This window comes from Streptomyces sp. NPDC005648 (genome assembly GCF_040605395.1).
Lineage (GTDB): Bacteria > Actinomycetota > Actinomycetes > Streptomycetales > Streptomycetaceae > Streptomyces.
Genome location: NZ_JBEXCS010000090.1, coordinates 23,248 through 41,763, shown reverse-complemented (window position 1 = coordinate 41,763; position 18,516 = coordinate 23,248). Strand labels below are relative to the sequence as shown.

The following is an 18,516-nucleotide window of genomic DNA, read 5'->3' as shown; positions in this document are numbered from 1 at the left end:
CTCGATGTCCTCACCGGCCAGGGCCCCGGGCAGCGCGGCGGCCTGTTGCTCGCCGAGGGGCGTCAGACCCGGGCCGGGGACGGCCGAGTCGCAGTCGGCCGGCCCGCCGCACCCCCATTCTCCCCCGTCCCTCCCACTCCTCGCCCATCGAGGTGCCGAGATGACCACCGAGACCCTTCCCACCGCGCCGCTTCCGCCGCCCGTCCCCGGCCCCGACTGGCTGCCAGACCCCGGCACCTACACCGCCGCCCCGGACCGCTGCATCGTCGAACTGACCGCGCGTTTCGGCCCGTTGACCACCCTGCGCCGCCGTCTCACCGCCCTGGACGCCACGCTCACCGTGGCGCCCGACTCCGACGACTGTGTGCTGAGCCTGGAGCTGGCGGGACGGCCGCTCGGCGGCCGGCCGCTGACCTTCGTCAGTACGAGCCTCACCCCCACGGACGAGGCCACCCGGCTGCATGTCCCCGGGGAACTCGCCCTGGCCGGCGATCCGGCCGAGGTCGTCCTCGGTTTCCGTGTCGTGGAGCGCACCGCCGACCGGCTCCTGGTCCTCGGCACGCTCGGGCTGCCGTACCGCCCGCTGCGTCGCAGGACCGGTCTCACCCTCCCCCGCCCCCGCCCCGCAGCCCGTGTCCGGCTGCTCGTCGCCGCGGAGTTCACATGCACCGGCTGACCGTCCCGCGCACCCTGCTCGCCGCGTTCCTCGTGGCGGCGCCCGTCACCGTGCTGCCCGCCTCACCGGCCCGGGCCGCCACCGCCCACCAGGTCCTGATGTCCGGCTACGCGTTCAGCCCCGGCAGCCTCACCGTCACGGCCGGGGACACGGTCACCTGGACCAACCGGGACCATGCGCCGCACGACGTCGAGACCACCTCGGGACCGGCCTCGGTCCACTCCCCCATGCTGGCCAAGGGCGCAAGCTGGAGTCACACCTTCACCACCGCGGGGAGCTACGGCTATGTCTGCACGGTCCACCCGGGCATGACCGCGCGGCTCGTCGTGGAGCCCGCCGCCGCCCCGGTCACCCGGGCGCCGGCACACGAGCACCACGCCTCGGCACCCGCCGCCGTACCGACGAAACGGTCCCCGTCGAGCTCCATGGCGGGCATGCCGGGCATGGGCGCCGCGAGCCCCGGGAAGGCCACCGAACCGGCCGCCGCGCCCTCGTCGGATCCCCCGGACTCCCCGTCCCCCACCCCGCCCGCCGCTGCCGCCGCTGCCGCCCAGCCCGCCCTCGCCACCACGAGCGCGGTCTCCGACATCCGCCCCCTGGAGCCGCTGCTGCTCCTGACGGGCGTGGTCGCGGGCGTCGCGGTCCTGTGTCTGCTGCTGGTCGGGTCCCGGTCGGCGGCCGTGTCCCGGAGCGGCGACTGAGGTCACGTCTGCCCCAGCACGACCAGCAGCACCGTCGCCCCGGCGCACATGCCGTGGGCGACGACCGCTGTCAGGGGGAAGTGGCGCTCGGCGGTGCGGCGGCCGTGCGAGTGCCGGCCCGAGCTCGGCAGCCGGCGCAGCAGCATCATGAAGCCGAACGCAGCGACGATCAGCACCACCGCGCAGGCCGCCCACGCGGTGCCCCGCACCCCGCCCGCGGCATAGGCGCTCCAGCCGGCGAGCCCGCCGACGGCGAGCACCACATGCCCCACGCCCAGCCAGAGCGGCAGCCGTGTCACGCCCGGCGTGCGCTGCCTGAGACCGCCCTGGCGGATCCACACCGAGGCGAGATGGCCGCCGAGCCCCGCTGTCAGGAGCCACGCGCACAGTACGAAGACACCCACGCGCTCCAGCACAGCGCAGTAAACCTCCGTAGACCGGACATCCATCCATGGCCTCACCCGTATGCGTGAACAGTGGTGCGAACCCCTTGATCTGCGGGGATCCACCGTGGGGCAATCAGTCCGACACCAAACTTGCACGGTTCGTTTTCTTGAATCGTTCGTGTTTATGGCTGTAGGTTGGTCGCCATGACCGCACCCCAGCCTCCGACCACCGCCGATGAGCTGCGCGGTGCCGGCCTGCGGGTGACTGCCGCCCGGGTCGCACTGCTGGAGACCGTCCGCGAGGGTGACCACCTCGACGTCGACGCGATCGCCACGGGCGTGCGCGGCCGGGTCGGCCACATATCCCTTCAGGCGGTGTACGAGGCGCTCCACGCACTGACCGGCGCGGGCCTCGTACGCCGTATCGAACCGCCCGGCAGCCCGGCCCGGTTCGAGGGAAGGGTCGGTGACAACCACCACCACCTCGTGTGCCGGTCGTGCGGTGCCGTCTTCGACGTCGACTGCGCGGTCGGTCACGCTCCCTGTCTCACCGCCTCGGACGACCGAGGCTTCGCGATCGACGAGGCCGAGGTCATCTACTGGGGCCTGTGCCCCGACTGTTCCTCCGCACGCACGGCCTGAGCAGCAACCCCCGGAAGGATTCCCATGCCCGAGAACAACGACGCCGTAGAGGCGAAGTGCCCGGTGGCGCACGACGCCCGTGCCCTGCACCCGACCCAGGGCGGCGGCAACAGCCAGTGGTGGCCGGAGCGGCTCAACCTGAAGATCCTCGCCAAGAACCCGGCCGTGGCGAACCCGCTCGGTGAGGACTTCGACTACGCCGAGGCGTTCAACGGCCTCGACCTCCCGGCGGTGAAGCAGGACATCGCCGAGGTGCTGACCGACTCCAAGGACTGGTGGCCGGCCGACTTCGGCAACTACGGCCCGCTGATGATCCGGATGGCCTGGCACTCCGCGGGCACCTACCGCGTCAGCGACGGCCGCGGCGGCGCCGGCGCCGGCCAGCAGCGCTTCGCCCCGCTGAACAGCTGGCCCGACAACGGCAACCTGGACAAGGCCCGCCGTCTGCTGTGGCCGGTCAAGAAGAAGTACGGCCAGGCGCTGTCCTGGGCCGACCTGATGATCCTCGCCGGCAACGTGGCGCTGGAGACCATGGGCTTCACGACCTTCGGCTTCGGCGGCGGCCGTGAGGACGTCTGGGAGTCGGAGGAGGACGTCTACTGGGGCCCCGAGAAGGTCTGGCTGGACGACCAGCGCTACACCGGCGACCGTGACCTGGAGAGCCCGCTCGGCGCGGTCCAGATGGGTCTGATCTACGTCAACCCCGAGGGCCCGAACGGCAACCCGGACCCGATCGCCGCGGCCCGCGACATCCGTGAGACCTTCCGCCGGATGGCGATGAACGACGAGGAGACCGTCGCCCTCATCGCCGGTGGCCACACCTTCGGCAAGACCCACGGCGCCGGCCCCGCGGAGAACGTCGGCCCCGAGCCCGAGGGCGCCCCGATCGAGCAGCAGGGCCTGGGCTGGAAGAGCACCTACGGCACCGGCAAGGGCGGCGACGCGATCACCTCCGGCCTGGAGGTCACCTGGACCGCCACGCCGACCCAGTGGAGCAACGGCTTCTTCAAGAACCTCTTCGAGTACGAGTACGAACTCACCGAGAGCCCGGCCGGCGCGAAGCAGTGGGTCGCGAAGGACGCCGAGGCGATCATCCCGGACGCGCACGACGCGACGAAGAAGAAGCTCCCGACGATGCTCACGACCGACCTGTCGCTGAAGTTCGACCCGGTCTACAAGGAGATCTCGCAGCGCTTCTACGAGAACCCCGACCAGTTCGCGGACGCCTTCGCCCGCGCCTGGTACAAGCTGACCCACCGTGACCTGGGCCCGAAGTCCCTGTACCTCGGCCCGGAGGTCCCGGAGGAGACGCTGCTGTGGCAGGACCCGCTGCCGGCCGCCGAGGGCGAGGCCATCGACGCCGCCGACGTGGCGGCCCTGAAGGCCAAGCTGCTCGACTCGGGCCTCACGGTCTCCCAGCTGGTCTCCACCGCCTGGGCGTCCGCGTCGACCTTCCGCACCAGCGACAAGCGCGGCGGTGCCAACGGCGCCCGTATCCGCCTCCAGCCGCAGGCCGGCTGGGAGGTCAACGAGCCCGACAAGCTCGCCCAGGTGCTGCGGGTCCTGGAGGGCATCCAGGCCGGCTTCAACACCGGCGCCAAGAAGGTCTCCCTGGCCGACCTGATCGTCCTCGGCGGTGCCGCCGCGGTCGAGAAGGCCGCCAAGGACGCCGGCTTCGACGTCGAGGTGCCCTTCACCCCGGGCCGGGTGGACGCCACGGAGGAGCACACGGACGCGGAGTCCTTCGCCGCGCTCGAGCCCACCGCCGACGGCTTCCGCAACTACCAGGGCAAGGGCAACCGTCTGCCGGCCGAGTTCCTGCTGCTCGACAAGGCGAACCTGCTCGGTCTGAGCGCCCCCGAGCTGACCGTCCTGGTCGGTGGCCTGCGCGTCCTGGGCGCCAACCACCAGGACACCGCGCACGGCGTCCTCACCGAGACCCCGGGCAAGCTGACGAACGACTTCTTCGTCAACCTGCTCGACCTCGGCACCACGTGGTCGTCGGTCTCCGAGGACCAGACCCTCTTCGAGGGCCGCGACGACGCCACCGGCGAGGTCAAGTGGACCGGCACCCGTGCCGACCTGGTCTTCGGCTCCAACTCCGAACTGCGCGCGCTCGCCGAGGTCTACGCCTCGGACGACGCCAAGGAGAAGTTCGTCAAGGAGTTCGTCGCGGCCTGGGTCAAGGTCTCGGACGCGGACCGCTTCGACATCGCCTGATCCCCGGGGTCACCGAGCGAGGCCACTGACGTCCGGGCCGTCCCGCAGGGGGCGGCCCGGACGCCGCCGTTTGCGCCCGTACGTCGTCCGCCGGCGCGCCCGGTGGCGGGCGTCGCCCTCGCCGGTACCGTCCAGGCCCATCAGCGCGGGCAGCGAGGCACCGCTGTTCCAGGCACCCAGCAGGTCGCGGTTGACGGCGACGATGCCGTTGCGGGTGACGACGTCCATGGCCTGCCCGCTGAACCGGGTCGTCGTCACGAACACGGCGACGTCGGCCCCGAAGTGCACCTTCGACCCGAGCAGGTCCCGCACCTCCCGGCTGGCGACGACCGCGCTCGGCGTGTACCGCTTGCACTGCACGACCATGGCCCGCCCGTCCGGCAACCGCCCGACGACATCGGCGCCCTGATCGCCCGAGCCGCCCACGCGTCGCACCTCACGGCATCCGTCCCGACGGCACAGCGCGGCGACGAAGTCCTCGAACTCCGTACCGCTCATGGTGTCCACCTCGGCGAGCGACCGGTGCGCGGCGGCGGTCGCGTCCTGGCGCCGCCACTCCCGGTCCCGTCCGCGCACGATCCGGTCCGTACGCCACATCCACCAGCCCAGCCCGCCGAGCGTGGCCGCGACGGCGATCCCGATGACGTACGGCCAGACCGCCGACCAGAACAGGGCCAGTACCAGGACCACCGCGAGTCCGGCGCCGGCCCGGCGCGAGAGCGCGTCCCTGCGGGCCTTGCGCCCCCGCGCCCGGCGCCTTCGTGGTCCTTTGCGCCGCGCGGCCATCCGCACCACCCCCGATTCCCTCAAGGGCAGTGTGGACAAGGCCGAGAACGGCGGAAAGGTCGCGTATCGGCCAGGTCGGCCGGAACGGCGCCGAGAGCACACGTCCGCACGCGGGCGGCGCGCCCGGAGTCAGTGACGGCCGTCGCGGCCCACCGTCAGGCGGGACGGGTGGTAGCGGACGTACGCCGCGCCGTCGAGACCGAGCGCGGTGGCCGACTTCTGGAGCGCGGCCGGCGTGGCCACGTCGTCCCAGCGGCCGGTCTCGACGCGGTGTTCGAGGGCGTGCAGGGCGGCCACGGTCTCGGCGGTGGTGAAGGCGCAGTGGCCCTGCCGGTCGACGAAGGCCTGGCGCAGCAGGGCGCCGTCGCCGGCGGCGCGGACGCGGGCGGCGAAGCGGTTCTCCTGCTGCACCGGAACGAGGTTGTCGGCGGTGGTGTGGATGTCGAGGAGCGGTACGCCGAGGCCCTGGCCGGCGGAGGAGGTGCGCTGGGCGGTGCGGACCGCCGCGGGGTCGGCGGTGATGGAGGCGCCCTCGGTCAGGGACTTCAGGTCGGCCCGCAGGTCGAGGCCGGCCGCCCGGTAGAGGGCGCGGACCTGGGGCGCGTGTTCGGAACCGGCGAGCAGACGGCCGTAGTCGACGCCCTTGTTCCAGGAGTTGTTGCCGCCGGCGGACTGCTCGATCGCGTAGCGCCCGCCCTCGACGAACGTCAGGATGCCCTGCGCGAACCAGTCGTACTGCTGCGCCTCCTGGCCCGCCCAGTCGGTCGGCGCCGGCTTGGCCTTGCCGGGTGACCAGGCGGGCAGGTTGAGGAAGGCGGCGGCGAGCGCGACGCGGGCGCGGCCCTGCGGGGTGGCCTGTGCGGCGGTGACGGCGTCGGTGAGCTTCTTGGCGGTCGCGGCGGCCTCGTCGGAGGTGCCGAAGTGGATCAGTTTCACGTCCTGCTCCGGCAGGAACAGTCGGGCGATCGTGTACTCGGCGTCCAGCTGGTAGTTGTCCAGGTCGGTGCCGCCCGCGACCAGGCCGCACTGGCCGAGCGCGCCGTCGATACGGCCGGCGCCGTCGCGGGCGAGCTGCGCGTTGACCAGTCCGCCCATGGACTGGCCGATGGCGAGGGTGCGGTGCGGTGTGCCGATCTTCGCGGTGACGGCGTCGACGGTGGCGAACTGGTCACGTTCGGCGCTGTTCAGGGCCCACATCGAGCCATGGGGGTCGTAGGACGATCCGGCCATGGCGTAGCCCTGGGCGAGCAGTTGGGTGCGGACGGCGGCGGAGGGGGCGTCCTGGGCGACGGTGGGGCCGAAGCCGTGGCTGAAGATCAGCAGGGTGCCGTTCCACTGCTCGGGGACGTCCGCGATCCAGGTGGCGCCGTCGGCGAGGGTGCCGGTGAGGTGGCCGGAAACGGCCGTGTCCGGCTCGGCGGCCGAGGGGAGGGTGGTGAGGGCCGCGGAGGTCAGCGTGGCCAGGGCGGCCAGGGCGACGCGCAGCCGGGTGCGGCGGGTGCGGGAGCGGGTGCTGGCAGGCATGGGGGCGGCTCCTGTGGGGAGGGGTGCAGCGGATGCTCAGTGCACTGAACGAAGCGTCAGGGAATCTAGGGCCAATTTCTTACGCCCGTCAAGAAGTTGCACAACTTCATCCGCGATCCAAGGGACCGGACCTCAACCGCCCTGGTGCGGGCGGGCCTTGACCAGACCGCTCTGGTAGGCGACGACCACGAGCTGGGCGCGGTCGCGGGCGTGGAGCTTGGTCATGGCCCGTTGGATGTGGCTGCGTACGGTCAACGGGCTGAGGACCAGCTGGTCCGCGATCTCGGCGTTGGACTTTCCGTGCGCGGCGAGGGCGGTGACCTCGCGTTCGCGGTCGGTCAGGGCCTTGACGGCGTCGGGGAGCGCGAGGAACCCGTCGGTGTCGGGGGTGGCGAGGAAGCGGGTGATGAGGGCCCGGGTGGCGGTGGGCGAGAGGAGGGAGTCGCCGTCCGCCACGGTACGGATGCTCGACAGCAGCACCTCGGGGCTGACGCCCTTGCCGAGGAAGCCGCTCGCACCGGCCCGCAGGGCCCCCGCCACGTTCGCGTCGTTCTCGAAGGTGGTGAGGATCAGGATGTGGGTGTCCCCGAGTTCCGGCCGGGCGCAGATGGCCGAAGTGGCGGCCACTCCGTCGACGTGCGGCATACGGATGTCCATGACGACCACGTCGGGGCGGTGCTCGGCGGTGAGGTCGACGGCCTCCTGACCGTCGGCCGCCTCCGCGACCACCGTCATGTCCTCGACCGAGTCGATGAGCATCCGGAAGGTGGCCCGCAGCAGGGCCTGGTCGTCGGCGAGCAGGACACGGATGGTCATGGCGCGGGGCTTTCGTCGTCGGGTCTGCCGGGGCGGTCGGGGGCGCCGGGACGACCGGGGGCGGTTCGGTCGTCCCGGTCGTCGCGGGCGTCCTGGGCATAAGGGGCGTACGGCAGGGCGCAGTCGACCTCGAAGCCGCCCTCCGGGCGAGGGCCGGCGCGGAAGGTGCCGCCCACGGCCATGGCGCGCTCACGCATGCCGAGCAGTCCGAAGCCGCCGTCGGCGCCGTGGGTGGCGGCGGGGCGGCCGGTCGTCTCGTTGGTGACGGTGAGGTTCAGCCGGCGGGGTGTGTAGCGCAGCCCGACCCGCGCGGTACGGGTGGCCGCGTGCTTGCTGACGTTGGTCAGCGCCTCCTGGATGATCCGGTACGCCGTCAGGTCGAGCACGGGGGTGAGCCCCCGCGGCCGCCCCTCGGTGGTGACGGTGACCTCCAGGCCGGCCGCCGCGCAGGCGTCGACCAGATCGGGCAGCCGGTCCAGACCGGGTGCGGGGGCCAGGTCGTCGGCGGGGTCGGTGTCCTGGCGCAGCAGGCCTACGGCGGCCTTGAGTTCGCGCAGGGCGGCGGCCGTGGTCCGGGGCAGTGCGCCGATGATCTCCAGTGCCTTGGCGGGGTCGGTCCCGGAGAAGTGCGCGGCGGTGCCGGCCTGGGCGTCGGCGAGGGTGAGGTGATGGGCGACGACGTCGTGCAACTCCCGTGCGATGCGCATCCGTTCCTGGATCACCCGGTGCCGTGCCTCCTCGTCGCGCTCCCGGGCGGCGTGCTCGGCGCGGGCCACGGCGTACTCCCGGCGCACCCGGACGTAGGAGCCGAAGGCCGCCGCCAGCAGCACCCAGGCCGCCGGGTTGACGACGGCGAGGACCACGGAGTTGTGGAAGGGCGCCCGGAACACCCCGGTGACGACCATGCCGGCGGCGGCCGCCAGGGCGCTGTTCCAGGTGGCCCGGCGCGGGGTGCGCACACTCACCGCGTACTGCGCGACCAGGAGCGGGCCCATCACCCCGGGAGTCAGGAGATAGCCGAGGGCACCCAGCGCCATGGTGCACAGCGTGGTCGCCGCGAGCACGTGCAGCGGGTGGTCGCGGCGCCATCGCAGCGCGGCGCAGGCGACCGCGCCGAGGACGAGCGCGGGCCACAGGTCCGGTGTCTCGGGCATCACCGCCCGGGTGAGCAGGACAACGGCGACCGTGAGAGCGAACAACACGACCAGCGCCGTGACCTCGACGGCTCTCGGCCGGGCCGCCGCCCGGCTCTGCCAGCTGCTGTACATCACACTCCGAGGGTCCAGGACAGTCATGCTCACACACGGCGGACCGCGGCGCCGTCGCACCGGGCGCCGCGGTCCGTCCTACGAGGGTCAGGTGCGGGCCGGTTCCTGCGGCGCCGGTGTGCCGCTCGTGGACGTGGGCGCGGCGGTGGGCCCGGGCGGCGCGGCGAGGCCGGTGCCCTCGACGTCGACGCGGGGCAGCAGCCGGTCGAGCCACCGGGGCAGCCACCACCCCTTGTCGCCGAGGAGGGCCAGCACCGCGGGCACCAGCGTCATCCGGACCACGAAGGCGTCGAACAGCACCGCGACGGCGAGGCCGAACCCGACCGTCTTGATCATCGACTCGCCGGCGCCGATGAAGCCGGAGAACACCGCGATCATGATCACCGCCGCGGCGACGACCACCCGGGCGCTGTGCCGGAACCCGGTGACGACCGCGTCGGGGGCCCGGTCGCCGTGGACGTACGCCTCCCGCATGCGCGACACCAGGAACACCTCGTAGTCCATGGCCAGGCCGAAGACGATACCGACCAGGAAGATCGGCATCAGGCTCATGATCGGGCCGGGCTGCTCCACGCCCAGCAGTCCGGCGCCCCAGCCCCACTGGAAGACCGCCACCACCGCGCCGAGCGCGGCCAGCACCGACAGCAGGAACCCGAAGGCGGCCTTGACCGGCACGAGCACGGACCGGAAGACGACCAGCAGCAGGAGCAGCGCCAGGACGACGATGACGGCGAGATAGGGCACGAGCGCGTCCTGCAGGGCGTTCGCGACGTCGATGTCCATGGCGGTGGAGCCGGTGACCTCGAAGCGCGCCCCCGTGCCCCGCTCCAGGGCCGCGCGCTCGGCGCGGATGGTGTGGACGAGGTCCTTGGTCCGCTCGTCGTTGGGGCCGGTGGCCGGGACCGCCGAGAACAGGGCGGTGTCACCGGCCGGGTTGAAGCGCGCGGGAGAGACGGAGACGACCCCGTGGGTGGCGCGGATCTTCCCGGCGAGGTCGCCGACCGCCTGCTTCGGCCGGGTGGCTCCCCGGACGTCCACGACGACGGTCAGCGGCCCGTTGAAGCCCGCGCCGAAGCCGTCGGCGAGGTCGTCGTAGGCGCGCCGTTCGGTCGAGGAGACCGGCTTGGACTCGGCGCCCGGCATGCCCATCTCCAGGTGCGTGGCGGGCAGGGCGAGCGCGCCGAGACCCGCGACGCACGCCACCAGGACGGCCACCGGACGGCGCAGCACGAACCGGGCCCAGCGGGAACCGCCGTTGTCCCGGGGCGGGGGCCCGGCCGAGGCACCGCGCCCGCGGGTACGGCGGGGCAGCACGGCGTTCGGCCACATCCCGAGCAGGGCGGGGACCAGGGTCAGTGCGATCAGTACGGCGACGACCACCGCGCCCGCCGCGCACAGGCCCATCTTCGTCAGCATCGGCACGCCGATCACCGACAGACCGGCGAGCGCGATGACGACGGTCAGACCGGCGAACACGACCGCCGAACCGGCCGTGCCGACGGCGAGGCCGGCCGCCTCCCGCGGATCGTGGCCGCCCGCACGCTCCTCCCGGTAGCGGGAGACCACGAAGAGGGCGTAGTCGATGCCGACCGCGAGCCCCAGCATCGTGGCGAGGGTCCCGGTGGTGAGGGACAGGCCGAAGGCGCTGCCCAGCGCCGTGATGGAGACCATGCTGATCCCGACGCCGACGATCGCGGTCAGCAGGGGCAGACCGGCGGCCGCCAGGGAGCCGAAGGTGATCAGCAGGACGACGGCGGCCAGGGCGATGCCGATGCCCTCGGCCGGACCGCCCGCCGCCGGCTGCTCGGCGAGGGCGGTGCCGCCCACCTCCACCGTGAGCCCGGAGTCCCGGGCCCGGTCGACGGCCTTCTCCAGCGCGGCCTTGTCGGCGTCGGTGAGATCGCCCGCCTTGACCTTGAAGTTCACGGTGGCGTAGGCGGTGGAGCCGTCCCCGCTCACCGCCCCCGCCGTGAACGGGCTGACGGCGTCGGCCACTTGGGGCTCACTCGCGGCCTCGCCCACCAGCGCGTCGATGGCGGCGCGGTGCCCGGCCGCGGTCACCTTCTCCCCGCCCGGCGCGACGAACACGATCCGCGCGTTCGCGCCGTCGGCGTCCGAGCCGGGGAAGCGCTCGCCGATCAGGTCGAAGGCCTTCTGGGCCTCGATGCCCGGCATGAAGGACGTGCCGTCGTCGGAGGCGGCCGGGGCCTCGGCGGCGGCGAGGCCGACGGCGCCGAGGATCACGACCCACAACAACAGCACACGCCAACGCCGTTGGAAGGCGCTCCGGCCCAGCCGATAGAGCAAGGTAGCCACGAGAAACGGATCTCCAGGTCGCGATTCGGGGTGAGCGACCAGCGTGGCTCGCGGGGGTGTGCCGGGGCATCGTGCCCGTGCTGGCACTGGGGCCTGGTGCGACGGCACGAGCCGGGCGGGCGGGGTCCTCCTTCAGGAGGAGCGGATCGTACGACGCCGGTACGACGCCGGGTAGGACGGCCTCGGCGCGGTCCGCGCGGCTCAGTCCGCGCGCCGACCCGGCCTCTGGACCGCCAGCAGCACGAGGGCCAGCAGCTGCGCGGCCACGACCACCGTGATCAGCGCCGGGATCGACACCCCGTACAGGGCGCCGGTCAGCGCCCCGCCCACCAGGCTCGCCGCGCCGACCACCCCGGCGAAGACGCCGTACGCCGTCGCCCGCCGCCCCGGCGGCACCAGGTCGGCGACCGTCGCGCGCAGGGTGGACTCCTGGATGCCCATGGCCGCGCCCCACACCAGGGAGCCGAGCACGGCCGGGGCCACCGTGTCCGTGAACGCCAGCATCGGGACGGCGGCGGTCAGGACCGGCAGCGCGGCCAGCACCCGCGCACCCGCGCGGTCGTACAGCCAGCCCGTCGCCAGGGCGGCGAGGGCGTCGACGGCCATGGCGGCGGCGTACAGCACCGGCACCCACGCGGCCGTCATCAGATGCCGCTCGACGAGGTGGTAGGAGAGCACCCCGAAGGTGGTGAAGCCGGCGGTGGTGGCGGCGGTGAAGGCCGCGTACGTCCAGAACGCGCGCGGCAGACGGGCGTCCGGCGCGGGGCCGGGGGTGGGAGCGGCGGCGGAAGCGGGCGTGGCGGCGGGAACGGGAGCGGGGCCGGAAGCGGCGGCGGAAGAGACCGCGGGAGAAGCAGCCCCGATTTCGTCGGCCTCCGGGTCGGCGGCGGCCGCTCGTTCGTACGCCTCCGGGTCGGGGACCCGGGCCCGCAGCCACATCAGCAGGGCCAGGACCGCGACTCCCGGTACGGCGAGCACGCCGAGCGCCGGTCCGTAGTCGCCGCCGGTGAGCGCGAGCACGCCGGCCACGACGAGGGGGCCGATCAGCGCGCCGACCTGGTCCATCGCCTCATGGACGGCGAAGCCGCGTCCGCGCCCGGTGGCGGCGGTGGCATGCGACAGCAGGGTGTCCTTGGCCGGTGAGCGCACCGCCTTGCCCACCCGCTCGGCGATCACCAGCGCGCAGGCCGCCCACAGGACGCCGACCACGCCCAGCAGGGGTACGGAGATCACGGTGAGGGTGTAGCCGGCGATCGCCAGACCCCAGAACCGCCGGGTGCGGTCCGCCAACGGCCCGGAGACCAGGCGCAGTCCGAGCGCCGCCGCCTCGCCCGCGCCGGTCACCACGCCGACCACGAGCGCCGACGCGCCCAGCGAGGACAGCAGCGGGCCGGTGATCGAGCGGGCGCCCTCGTAGACGAAGTCCGCGAGCAGGCTCACCGTGCCGAACCACACCACGAACCGCCAGGGCCGCATGGGGACGCACCTCTTCCTTGCCGCCGGGGTCGCTACCCGGCACCTGAAGTGACAGGTTCCAGTCAAAACCTGTCCAAGTTCCGGACACTCCTTCCCGTGTGTGTGATCAGGTCCCAGCGACGGCTGTACACATGCCCGTTTGGGAGGATCCGTTGTCAGTATCGACCCGAAGACGACGTTGGCTCACGACCTGCGCGCTCACCGCGACCGCCGCGCTGGTCGCACTGCCCGCGAGCGCCGCGTCCGGCGGGGGCACCAGCCCCTTCGGCGTCCGCACCCTCGACCGGCTCGCCGCCCAGCGCGAGCACTCCGTGGGCGTGATGCGCCCCAGCCTGACGGCCGAGGACGACGACGGCGGCAATGAGGCGGACGAGATAGCCGAGGGCGCCGACCAGTACGCCGAGGCCCGCACCTCGCCCGGCATCGTCGCGCCCGGCGCGTACGGCGCCGCCTGGGACGACCTCACCAGTCTCCCCTCCACGGGCGGCAGTTGGCGCAATGTCACCGATCTGCCGTACAACTCCGACGACTCGCGCTACCGGGACATCGACTCCAACTCCAGCGGTGGCTCCGGCAATGTGACCGGCCGGATGGCGGCGATCGCCGCGGACGACGACGGGTACGTGTACGCGGGCAGCGCGGGCGGCGGCGTATGGCGCTCCAGGCACGGTGGCGGGCACTGGCAGCCGATCAGCGACAAGCTGTCCTCGCAGTCCACCGGCGCGCTAGCCCTGGACCGCTCCGGCCGGCTGTGGCTGGGCACCGGCGAGGCGACCACCAACGCGGACGCCTACCTCGGCAGCGGTGTCTACGTCCTGTCCCACCCGCACGACGGCACCTTCTCCGCGCGCAGCCGGGTCGGCGGCGACCAGCTGGAGTCCACCACCATCCATGAGCTGCGCTTCGGCGGCGGCAAGGTGTGGGCGGCGACCAGCAAGGGCGTGTGGAGCCACTCCACCAAGACCCTGAAGGGCGCCTGGAAGCTGGAGTTCGCGCCCAACCCCGACTATCTGCCGGGCGGTTCGCAGGCAGCCGATCCCTCGGCACCGTACAAGAACATCGCCAATGACATCGCGATCGACCCGAAGGACCCGTCCAAGGTGGTCCTCGCGGTCGGCTGGCGCAGCGGTGACGACTACAACGGCTTCTACACCAAGGGCGCGGACGGTACCTGGACGCGGATCACCAGCGGTCTCGGCGATCTGCCGGCCGACGCGGACGACGTCGGCAACGTCACCTTCGCCCGCTCCGCCGACGGCTCCCGCTACTACGCCATCGACCAGTCGCCGGAGCAGCTGAACACCAACCCGGACAGCGGTCTGGAGGGCATCTACGTCTCCAAGTCCGGTTCCCCCACCGGACCTTGGACGAAGATCGCCGACTACCAGGGCCTGGCGGCCGACGGCTCGGCGCTGACCAGCAGCGGCTACATGCCGGGCGTGCAGGCCTGGTACAACCAGTTCCTCACCGTCGACCCGGCCAACGCCGATCACGTCTACGCGGGCCTGGAGGAGGTCTACGAGACCAAGGACGGCGGCTCCACCTGGTCCACGGTCGGCCCCTACTGGAACTTCAACTTCCCCTGCTGGTCCATCGATCCGGCCAAGCAGACCGGTGACTGCAACCCGACCACCCACTCCGACCAGCACGGCGTCGCGATCGGCAGCTACCACGGCAAGAGCTTCGTGTACGTCGGCAACGACGGCGGTGTCTACAAGCGCCCGGTCAACGGCTCCCAGGACGCCTCCGGCCATGCCACCGACTGGACTTCCCTCAACGACGGGACCATCGACACCCTCCAGTACTACTCGGTGGGCGTCGGCAAGGACCTCGACCACGGCGGCGTCTCCGTCACCGGCGGCCTCCAGGACAACGGCCAGTCCATCCTCCGCAGCAACGACACCGTGATGGGCTCCAACTTCGGCGGCGACGGCGGCGACACGCTCACCGACCCGGCCAACGGCTGCGACATCGCCGAGGAGTACGTGTACCTCTCGATCCAGGTGACGCAGAACTGCGCCGTCAACGACGGCAGTTGGCTGACCGACCCGAGCAAGGCGACGTCGTACAACGTCGCCCCGGCCGACAACGCCACCGGCGAGGCCCGCTTCATCGCCCCGCTCGCCGCCGATCTGAAGAGCAGTTCGACATGGATCGCGGGCGGCCGGCACGTGTGGGTGCAGACCCACGGGTACGCCATCCGCAGCGGTGACGAGTGGAAGAGCGTGTACGACCTCGGCGCGGGCCATACCGCGACCGCCGTCGCGGCCTCGGGCGGCAAGGTGTACGCGGCCTGGTGCGGCCCCTGCAACAACCAGGGCTTCACCCGCGGCATCTCCGTCGGCAACGCGGACGGCACCGGCTGGCACGACATCGCCCTGCCCGTGGACGGCACGGTACCCAACCGGTACCTCAGCGGCTTCGCCGTCGACCCGAAGAACGCCGACCACGTCTTCCTCGCGGTCAACGGCTTCTCCCGGCACTGGACCGAGGGTCCCGGCGCCGGCGTCGGCCATGTGTTCGAGTCCACCGACGGCGGCACCACCTGGAAGGACATCTCCAGGAACCTGCCCGACGTACCGGCCAACTCCGCCGTCGTCACACCGAACGGCGGCCTCGCCGTCGCCACCGACCTCGGCGTCGTCTACCGGGCGCCGGGCCGCACCAGCTGGCAGCGCGTCGGCAGCCTTCCGGCCGTCGCCGTGCTCCAGCTGAAGCTGAGCCCCGACGGCGGCACGCTGTACGCGGCCACCCACGGCCGCGGCATCTACACGATCAGGGTGCGCGACTGCGGCTGACGCGGCGCGCGGCAGACACATCAGGGGTGGCTCCGGCTCCGGCCGGGGTCACCCCTGTGCCGTGTACGGTACGACGTCCACGCGCACGGTGAGAGCGGTCCGCGCCGCGCCCGCCACGTCCGGCGCCTTCGCCTGCGCGGTGACGACGGCCGCACCGCCCCGGGTGCCGGCGCACCGCAGCGAGGCGTGGGCGGTGCCGTCCGCGTCCAGCCGCCATCCGGAGACGGCGACGAGAGCCGGCGCGGAGCTCAGTACGGCCGTCCAGCGCTTGTCGTCGGCCCGGGGTTCCAGCACGAGCGCCACCGTGGTCCCGGGCCGCGCACACAGCCGCACGACGGCGGCACCTTTGTCGGGGGTGAGCTCCACCCGCCCGGAGACACAGCCGGCCGCCGAGGAGGGCGACGCGGCGCCCGACCCGGACGACGTCGCAGACGGCGAGGGCGACACGGAGGGCGAGGGCGTCACGGAGGACCGACTCGTCGAGCCGGGCGACCCCGCCGTACCGCCACCGCTCCCCGAGGGCGCTCCCCCCGACGCACCGCACCCCACCACAACCACCGCCCCGACGACGGCCCACACTCCCACCCACCACCGCATCCCAGCACCTCCCGGCCCCTGCGTACGAACACCAGCATGCCCCCACTCGGCACAGACGGCCGCCACGACGACCGTCGCCGCCGCGGGGACGGCGTGTCTTACGGAGTCGTGACGTGGGTGCGCGGGGTCCAGGCCGGACGGGTTCTCCGGCCTAGCGTGGGCTTATGCGTGTACTGGTCACCGGCGGTGCCGGGTTCATCGGGTCCCATGTCGTGGAGGCGCTGGCGGGGCGCGGGCACGAGCCCGTGGTGTTCGACGTGCGGGCGGACCCGGGTGCCGACGTGCGCGATCCGGTGGCGGTGGGGCGGGCGCTGGTGGGGGTGGACGCCGTCTGCCACCAGGCCGCGATGGTCGGGCTGGGCGTGGACTTCGGGGACGCGGCACAGTACGTCTCCCACAACGACCTCGGCACCGCCACCCTGCTCACCTCCATGGCCGAGGCGGGCGTACACCATCTCGTGCTGGCCGGGTCGATGGTGGTGTACGGGGAGGGGCGGTACGCCTGCCCGCGCGACGGGGTCGTACGGCCGGGCCCGCGGGCCGTCGGCGATCTGGCGGCGGGGCGGTTCGAGCCGAGGTGCCCGGTGTGCGGTGCCGAGCTGCTGCCGGGGCTGGTCGGCGAGGACGCGCCCGTCGATCCGCGCAACGTGTACGCCACGACCAAACTGGCCCAGGAGCATCTGGCGGCCGCCTGGGCCCGGTCGACGGGCGGGTCGGCGATCGCGCTGCGGTACCACAACGTGTACGGGCCCCGGATGCCCCGCGACACCCCGTACGCGGGCGTCGCCTCCTTCTTCCGGTCCGCGCTGGCCCGGGGCGAGGCGCCCCGGGTGTTCGAGGACGGCGGGCAGCGCCGGGACTTCGTGCACGTACGGGACGTGGCCGCGGCCAACGCGGCGGCGCTGGAGGCGGGTTCGGCACCGGGCACGCTGACCGCGTACAACACCGGGAGCGGTGAGCCGCACACGGTGGGCGAGATGGCCCGCGCCCTGGCCGACGCCCACGGCGGTCCCGAGCCGGTCGTCACCGGGGAGTACCGGCTGGGCGACGTACGGCACATCACGGCCGACTCGGGACGGCTGCGGGCCGAGCTGGGCTGGAAGCCGGAGGTCGGATTCGCGGAGGGGATGCGGGAGTTCGCACGGGCCGCGCTGCGCGGAGCGTAGGCCCGAGGGACCGGTGGTGCTGCCCGCCATATCAGGAGGCGGCGGCGGGCAGCACCACCTCGAAGCGGCAGCCGCCGGGGACGTTGTGCACGGTGGCCCGGCCCTGGTGGGCCTCGACGATGCCGCGCACGATCGCGAGACCGAGGCCCGCGCCGGCGGGGGGCGTCCGGGCGTGGGTGCCTCGCCAGCCGGTCTCGAAGACCTTCGGCAGGTCCTCCTCGGGGATTCCCCCGCAGCCGTCCGTGACGGACAGGACGACCCCGTCGGGGCCGGAGGCGGCGGCGACCGCCACCGTACCGTCGGCGGGGGTGCGGCGGATGGCGTTGACCAGCAGGTTGCCCAGGACGCGGCTCATCTCCCTGCCGTCCACCTCGACCGGCACCGGCTCCACCCCGTCGCCGACCAGCCGTACGCCGTACTCCCGCGCCAGCGGATCGGCGCCCGCGAGCGCGTCGCCCACGAGGTCGTACAGGGAGATCCGGCTGCGGCTCAGCGGCAGTGTCCCCGCGTGGATGCGGGAGAGTTCGAAGAGATCGCCGACCATGTCGTTGAGGCGGTCGACCTCGGTGCGGATCTGTTTCAGATAGCGGTCGGGATCGGCGGCGACCCCGTCCTCCAGCGCCTCCGACATGGCGCGCAGGCCCGCGAGCGGGGTGCGCAGATCGTGGGAGATCCAGGCCACCAGATCGCGCCGGGAGGCCTCCAACGCGCGCTCGCGGTCCCGGGATTCGGCGAGGCGGGCACTGGTGGCGGCCAACTCACGGCTGACCGCCTCCAGTTCGGCGGTCGCCGGTACTCCGGGCGCGGCGAAGTCGCCGGCCTCGCCGAACGAGCGTGCCGCCACGGCGAGTTCATGACTGCGGGCGACGAACCAGCGGCCCAGCAGCAGCGCGGTCAGCAGGGAGACCACGGCGGCCATGGCGACGACCGTGGTCACGACGGTCAGGTCGTGCGAGGACAGGAACATCGCCCAGGCGACCGCGAGGGTGCCCGCCAGCACACCGCCCACGCCGACCGCCGCGACCACGGTGACGGACAGGGTCAGCGAGCGGCGCCGGACCAGGCGCAGCACGGCCGCTCCGGCGAGGCCCGTGGCGGCGGCGCCGGCGAAGGCGTAGAGGACGATGAGGGCGTTGTCGCGCAT

At 73.1% G+C, this 18,516-nt stretch carries 16 protein-coding genes; 7 read left to right on the top strand and 9 right to left on the bottom strand.

Features of this window, described 5'->3' with window-relative positions; all coding sequences use genetic code 11:
• Positions 1-160: 160 nt before the first annotated feature.
• A complete protein-coding gene (locus tag ABZT17_RS36050; protein WP_356355447.1) occupies positions 161-676 on the top strand; it encodes a hypothetical protein in 516 nt (171 codons plus the stop codon).
• Complete coding sequence (locus ABZT17_RS36045; protein ID WP_356355445.1) at positions 664-1,377, top strand: cupredoxin family copper-binding protein; 714 nt, start codon at positions 664-666, stop codon at positions 1,375-1,377. Before ABZT17_RS36050 ends, ABZT17_RS36045 begins: the two co-directional genes overlap by 13 nt.
• Before the next feature lie 2 nt (positions 1,378-1,379).
• Here ABZT17_RS36045 and ABZT17_RS36040 read toward each other — a convergent pair whose 3' ends face one another.
• Entirely contained in the window at positions 1,380-1,781 is a 402-nt protein-coding gene (locus tag ABZT17_RS36040; RefSeq protein WP_356355443.1) for a hypothetical protein, read from the bottom strand.
• Between the two features lie 186 nt (positions 1,782-1,967).
• Here ABZT17_RS36040 and ABZT17_RS36035 point away from each other — a divergent pair, with 186 nt between their 5' ends.
• Together ABZT17_RS36035 and katG are read left to right on the top strand one after the other, a co-directional pair.
• Positions 1,968-2,405 (top strand): Fur family transcriptional regulator, encoded by a 438-nt coding sequence (locus ABZT17_RS36035; RefSeq protein ID WP_356355441.1) that lies wholly within the window; start codon positions 1,968-1,970, stop codon positions 2,403-2,405.
• A gap of 24 nt (positions 2,406-2,429) precedes the next feature.
• Positions 2,430-4,625, top strand: coding sequence for a catalase/peroxidase HPI (gene katG / locus ABZT17_RS36030; protein WP_356355439.1), 2,196 nt, complete (start codon positions 2,430-2,432; stop codon positions 4,623-4,625).
• Between the two features lie 9 nt (positions 4,626-4,634).
• Here the strand turns inward: katG and ABZT17_RS36025 are convergent, their stop codons facing one another.
• From ABZT17_RS36025 to ABZT17_RS36000, 6 genes are all read right to left on the bottom strand, one after another.
• The gene (locus ABZT17_RS36025) at positions 4,635-5,411 is read right to left on the bottom strand and encodes a restriction endonuclease (protein ID WP_356355437.1); all 777 of its coding nucleotides are present in this window, start codon (positions 5,409-5,411) and stop codon (positions 4,635-4,637) included.
• A 129-nt stretch (positions 5,412-5,540) separates the two neighbouring features.
• A complete protein-coding gene (locus ABZT17_RS36020; RefSeq protein WP_356355435.1) occupies positions 5,541-6,935 on the bottom strand; it encodes an alpha/beta hydrolase in 1,395 nt (464 codons plus the stop codon).
• A gap of 132 nt (positions 6,936-7,067) precedes the next feature.
• The gene (locus tag ABZT17_RS36015; protein WP_356355433.1) at positions 7,068-7,751 is read right to left on the bottom strand and encodes a response regulator transcription factor; all 684 of its coding nucleotides are present in this window, start codon (positions 7,749-7,751) and stop codon (positions 7,068-7,070) included.
• Entirely contained in the window at positions 7,748-9,019 is a 1,272-nt protein-coding gene (locus ABZT17_RS36010; protein WP_356355449.1) for a sensor histidine kinase, read from the bottom strand. The genes ABZT17_RS36015 and ABZT17_RS36010 overlap by 4 nt, the downstream gene beginning before the upstream one ends.
• 87 nt (positions 9,020-9,106) lie before the next feature.
• Complete coding sequence (locus ABZT17_RS36005; protein ID WP_356355431.1) at positions 9,107-11,335, bottom strand: MMPL family transporter; 2,229 nt, start codon at positions 11,333-11,335, stop codon at positions 9,107-9,109.
• 201 nt (positions 11,336-11,536) lie between these two features.
• Complete coding sequence (locus ABZT17_RS36000; protein WP_356355430.1) at positions 11,537-12,811, bottom strand: MFS transporter; 1,275 nt, start codon at positions 12,809-12,811, stop codon at positions 11,537-11,539.
• 152 nt (positions 12,812-12,963) lie between these two features.
• Here ABZT17_RS36000 and ABZT17_RS35995 point away from each other — a divergent pair, with 152 nt between their 5' ends.
• Positions 12,964-15,609, top strand: coding sequence for a glycosyl hydrolase (locus ABZT17_RS35995; protein ID WP_356355428.1), 2,646 nt, complete (start codon positions 12,964-12,966; stop codon positions 15,607-15,609).
• Between the two features lie 48 nt (positions 15,610-15,657).
• Here ABZT17_RS35995 and ABZT17_RS35990 read toward each other — a convergent pair whose 3' ends face one another.
• The gene (locus tag ABZT17_RS35990; RefSeq protein ID WP_356355426.1) at positions 15,658-15,903 is read right to left on the bottom strand and encodes an acetyl-CoA synthetase; all 246 of its coding nucleotides are present in this window, start codon (positions 15,901-15,903) and stop codon (positions 15,658-15,660) included.
• 61 nt (positions 15,904-15,964) lie between these two features.
• Here ABZT17_RS35990 and ABZT17_RS35985 point away from each other — a divergent pair, with 61 nt between their 5' ends.
• Both ABZT17_RS35985 and ABZT17_RS35980 read left to right on the top strand, forming a co-directional pair.
• Positions 15,965-16,318 (top strand): hypothetical protein, encoded by a 354-nt coding sequence (locus ABZT17_RS35985; protein WP_356355424.1) that lies wholly within the window; start codon positions 15,965-15,967, stop codon positions 16,316-16,318.
• A gap of 52 nt (positions 16,319-16,370) precedes the next feature.
• A complete protein-coding gene (locus ABZT17_RS35980; protein WP_356355422.1) occupies positions 16,371-17,372 on the top strand; it encodes an NAD-dependent epimerase/dehydratase family protein in 1,002 nt (333 codons plus the stop codon).
• Positions 17,373-17,403: 31 nt separating this feature from the next.
• On the opposite strand, the gene ABZT17_RS35975 is transcribed toward ABZT17_RS35980, so the two are convergent.
• Positions 17,404-18,516 carry a HAMP domain-containing sensor histidine kinase gene (locus ABZT17_RS35975; RefSeq protein WP_356355420.1) on the bottom strand — a complete coding sequence of 371 codons (1,113 nt, stop codon included), beginning with the start codon at positions 18,514-18,516 and terminating at the stop codon, positions 17,404-17,406.

Bases quoted from the DNA above. Each gene is read 5' to 3' on its own strand.
- ABZT17_RS36050 (WP_356355447.1), top strand. From the start codon at position 161: ATGACCACCGAGACCCTTCCCACCGCGCCGCTTCCGCCGCCCGTCCCC.
- ABZT17_RS36045 (WP_356355445.1), top strand. From the start codon at position 664: ATGCACCGGCTGACCGTCCCGCGCACCCTGCTCGCCGCGTTCCTCGTG.
- ABZT17_RS36035 (WP_356355441.1), top strand. From the start codon at position 1,968: ATGACCGCACCCCAGCCTCCGACCACCGCCGATGAGCTGCGCGGTGCC.
- katG (WP_356355439.1), top strand. From the start codon at position 2,430: ATGCCCGAGAACAACGACGCCGTAGAGGCGAAGTGCCCGGTGGCGCAC.
- ABZT17_RS36025 (WP_356355437.1), bottom strand. From the start codon at position 5,411: ATGGCCGCGCGGCGCAAAGGACCACGAAGGCGCCGGGCGCGGGGGCGC.
- ABZT17_RS36020 (WP_356355435.1), bottom strand. From the start codon at position 6,935: ATGCCTGCCAGCACCCGCTCCCGCACCCGCCGCACCCGGCTGCGCGTC.
- ABZT17_RS36015 (WP_356355433.1), bottom strand. From the start codon at position 7,751: ATGACCATCCGTGTCCTGCTCGCCGACGACCAGGCCCTGCTGCGGGCC.
- ABZT17_RS36010 (WP_356355449.1), bottom strand. From the start codon at position 9,019: ATGTACAGCAGCTGGCAGAGCCGGGCGGCGGCCCGGCCGAGAGCCGTC.
- ABZT17_RS36000 (WP_356355430.1), bottom strand. From the start codon at position 12,811: ATGCGGCCCTGGCGGTTCGTGGTGTGGTTCGGCACGGTGAGCCTGCTC.
- ABZT17_RS35980 (WP_356355422.1), top strand. From the start codon at position 16,371: ATGCGTGTACTGGTCACCGGCGGTGCCGGGTTCATCGGGTCCCATGTC.
- ABZT17_RS35975 (WP_356355420.1), bottom strand. From the start codon at position 18,516: ATGCGCGACAACGCCCTCATCGTCCTCTACGCCTTCGCCGGCGCCGCC.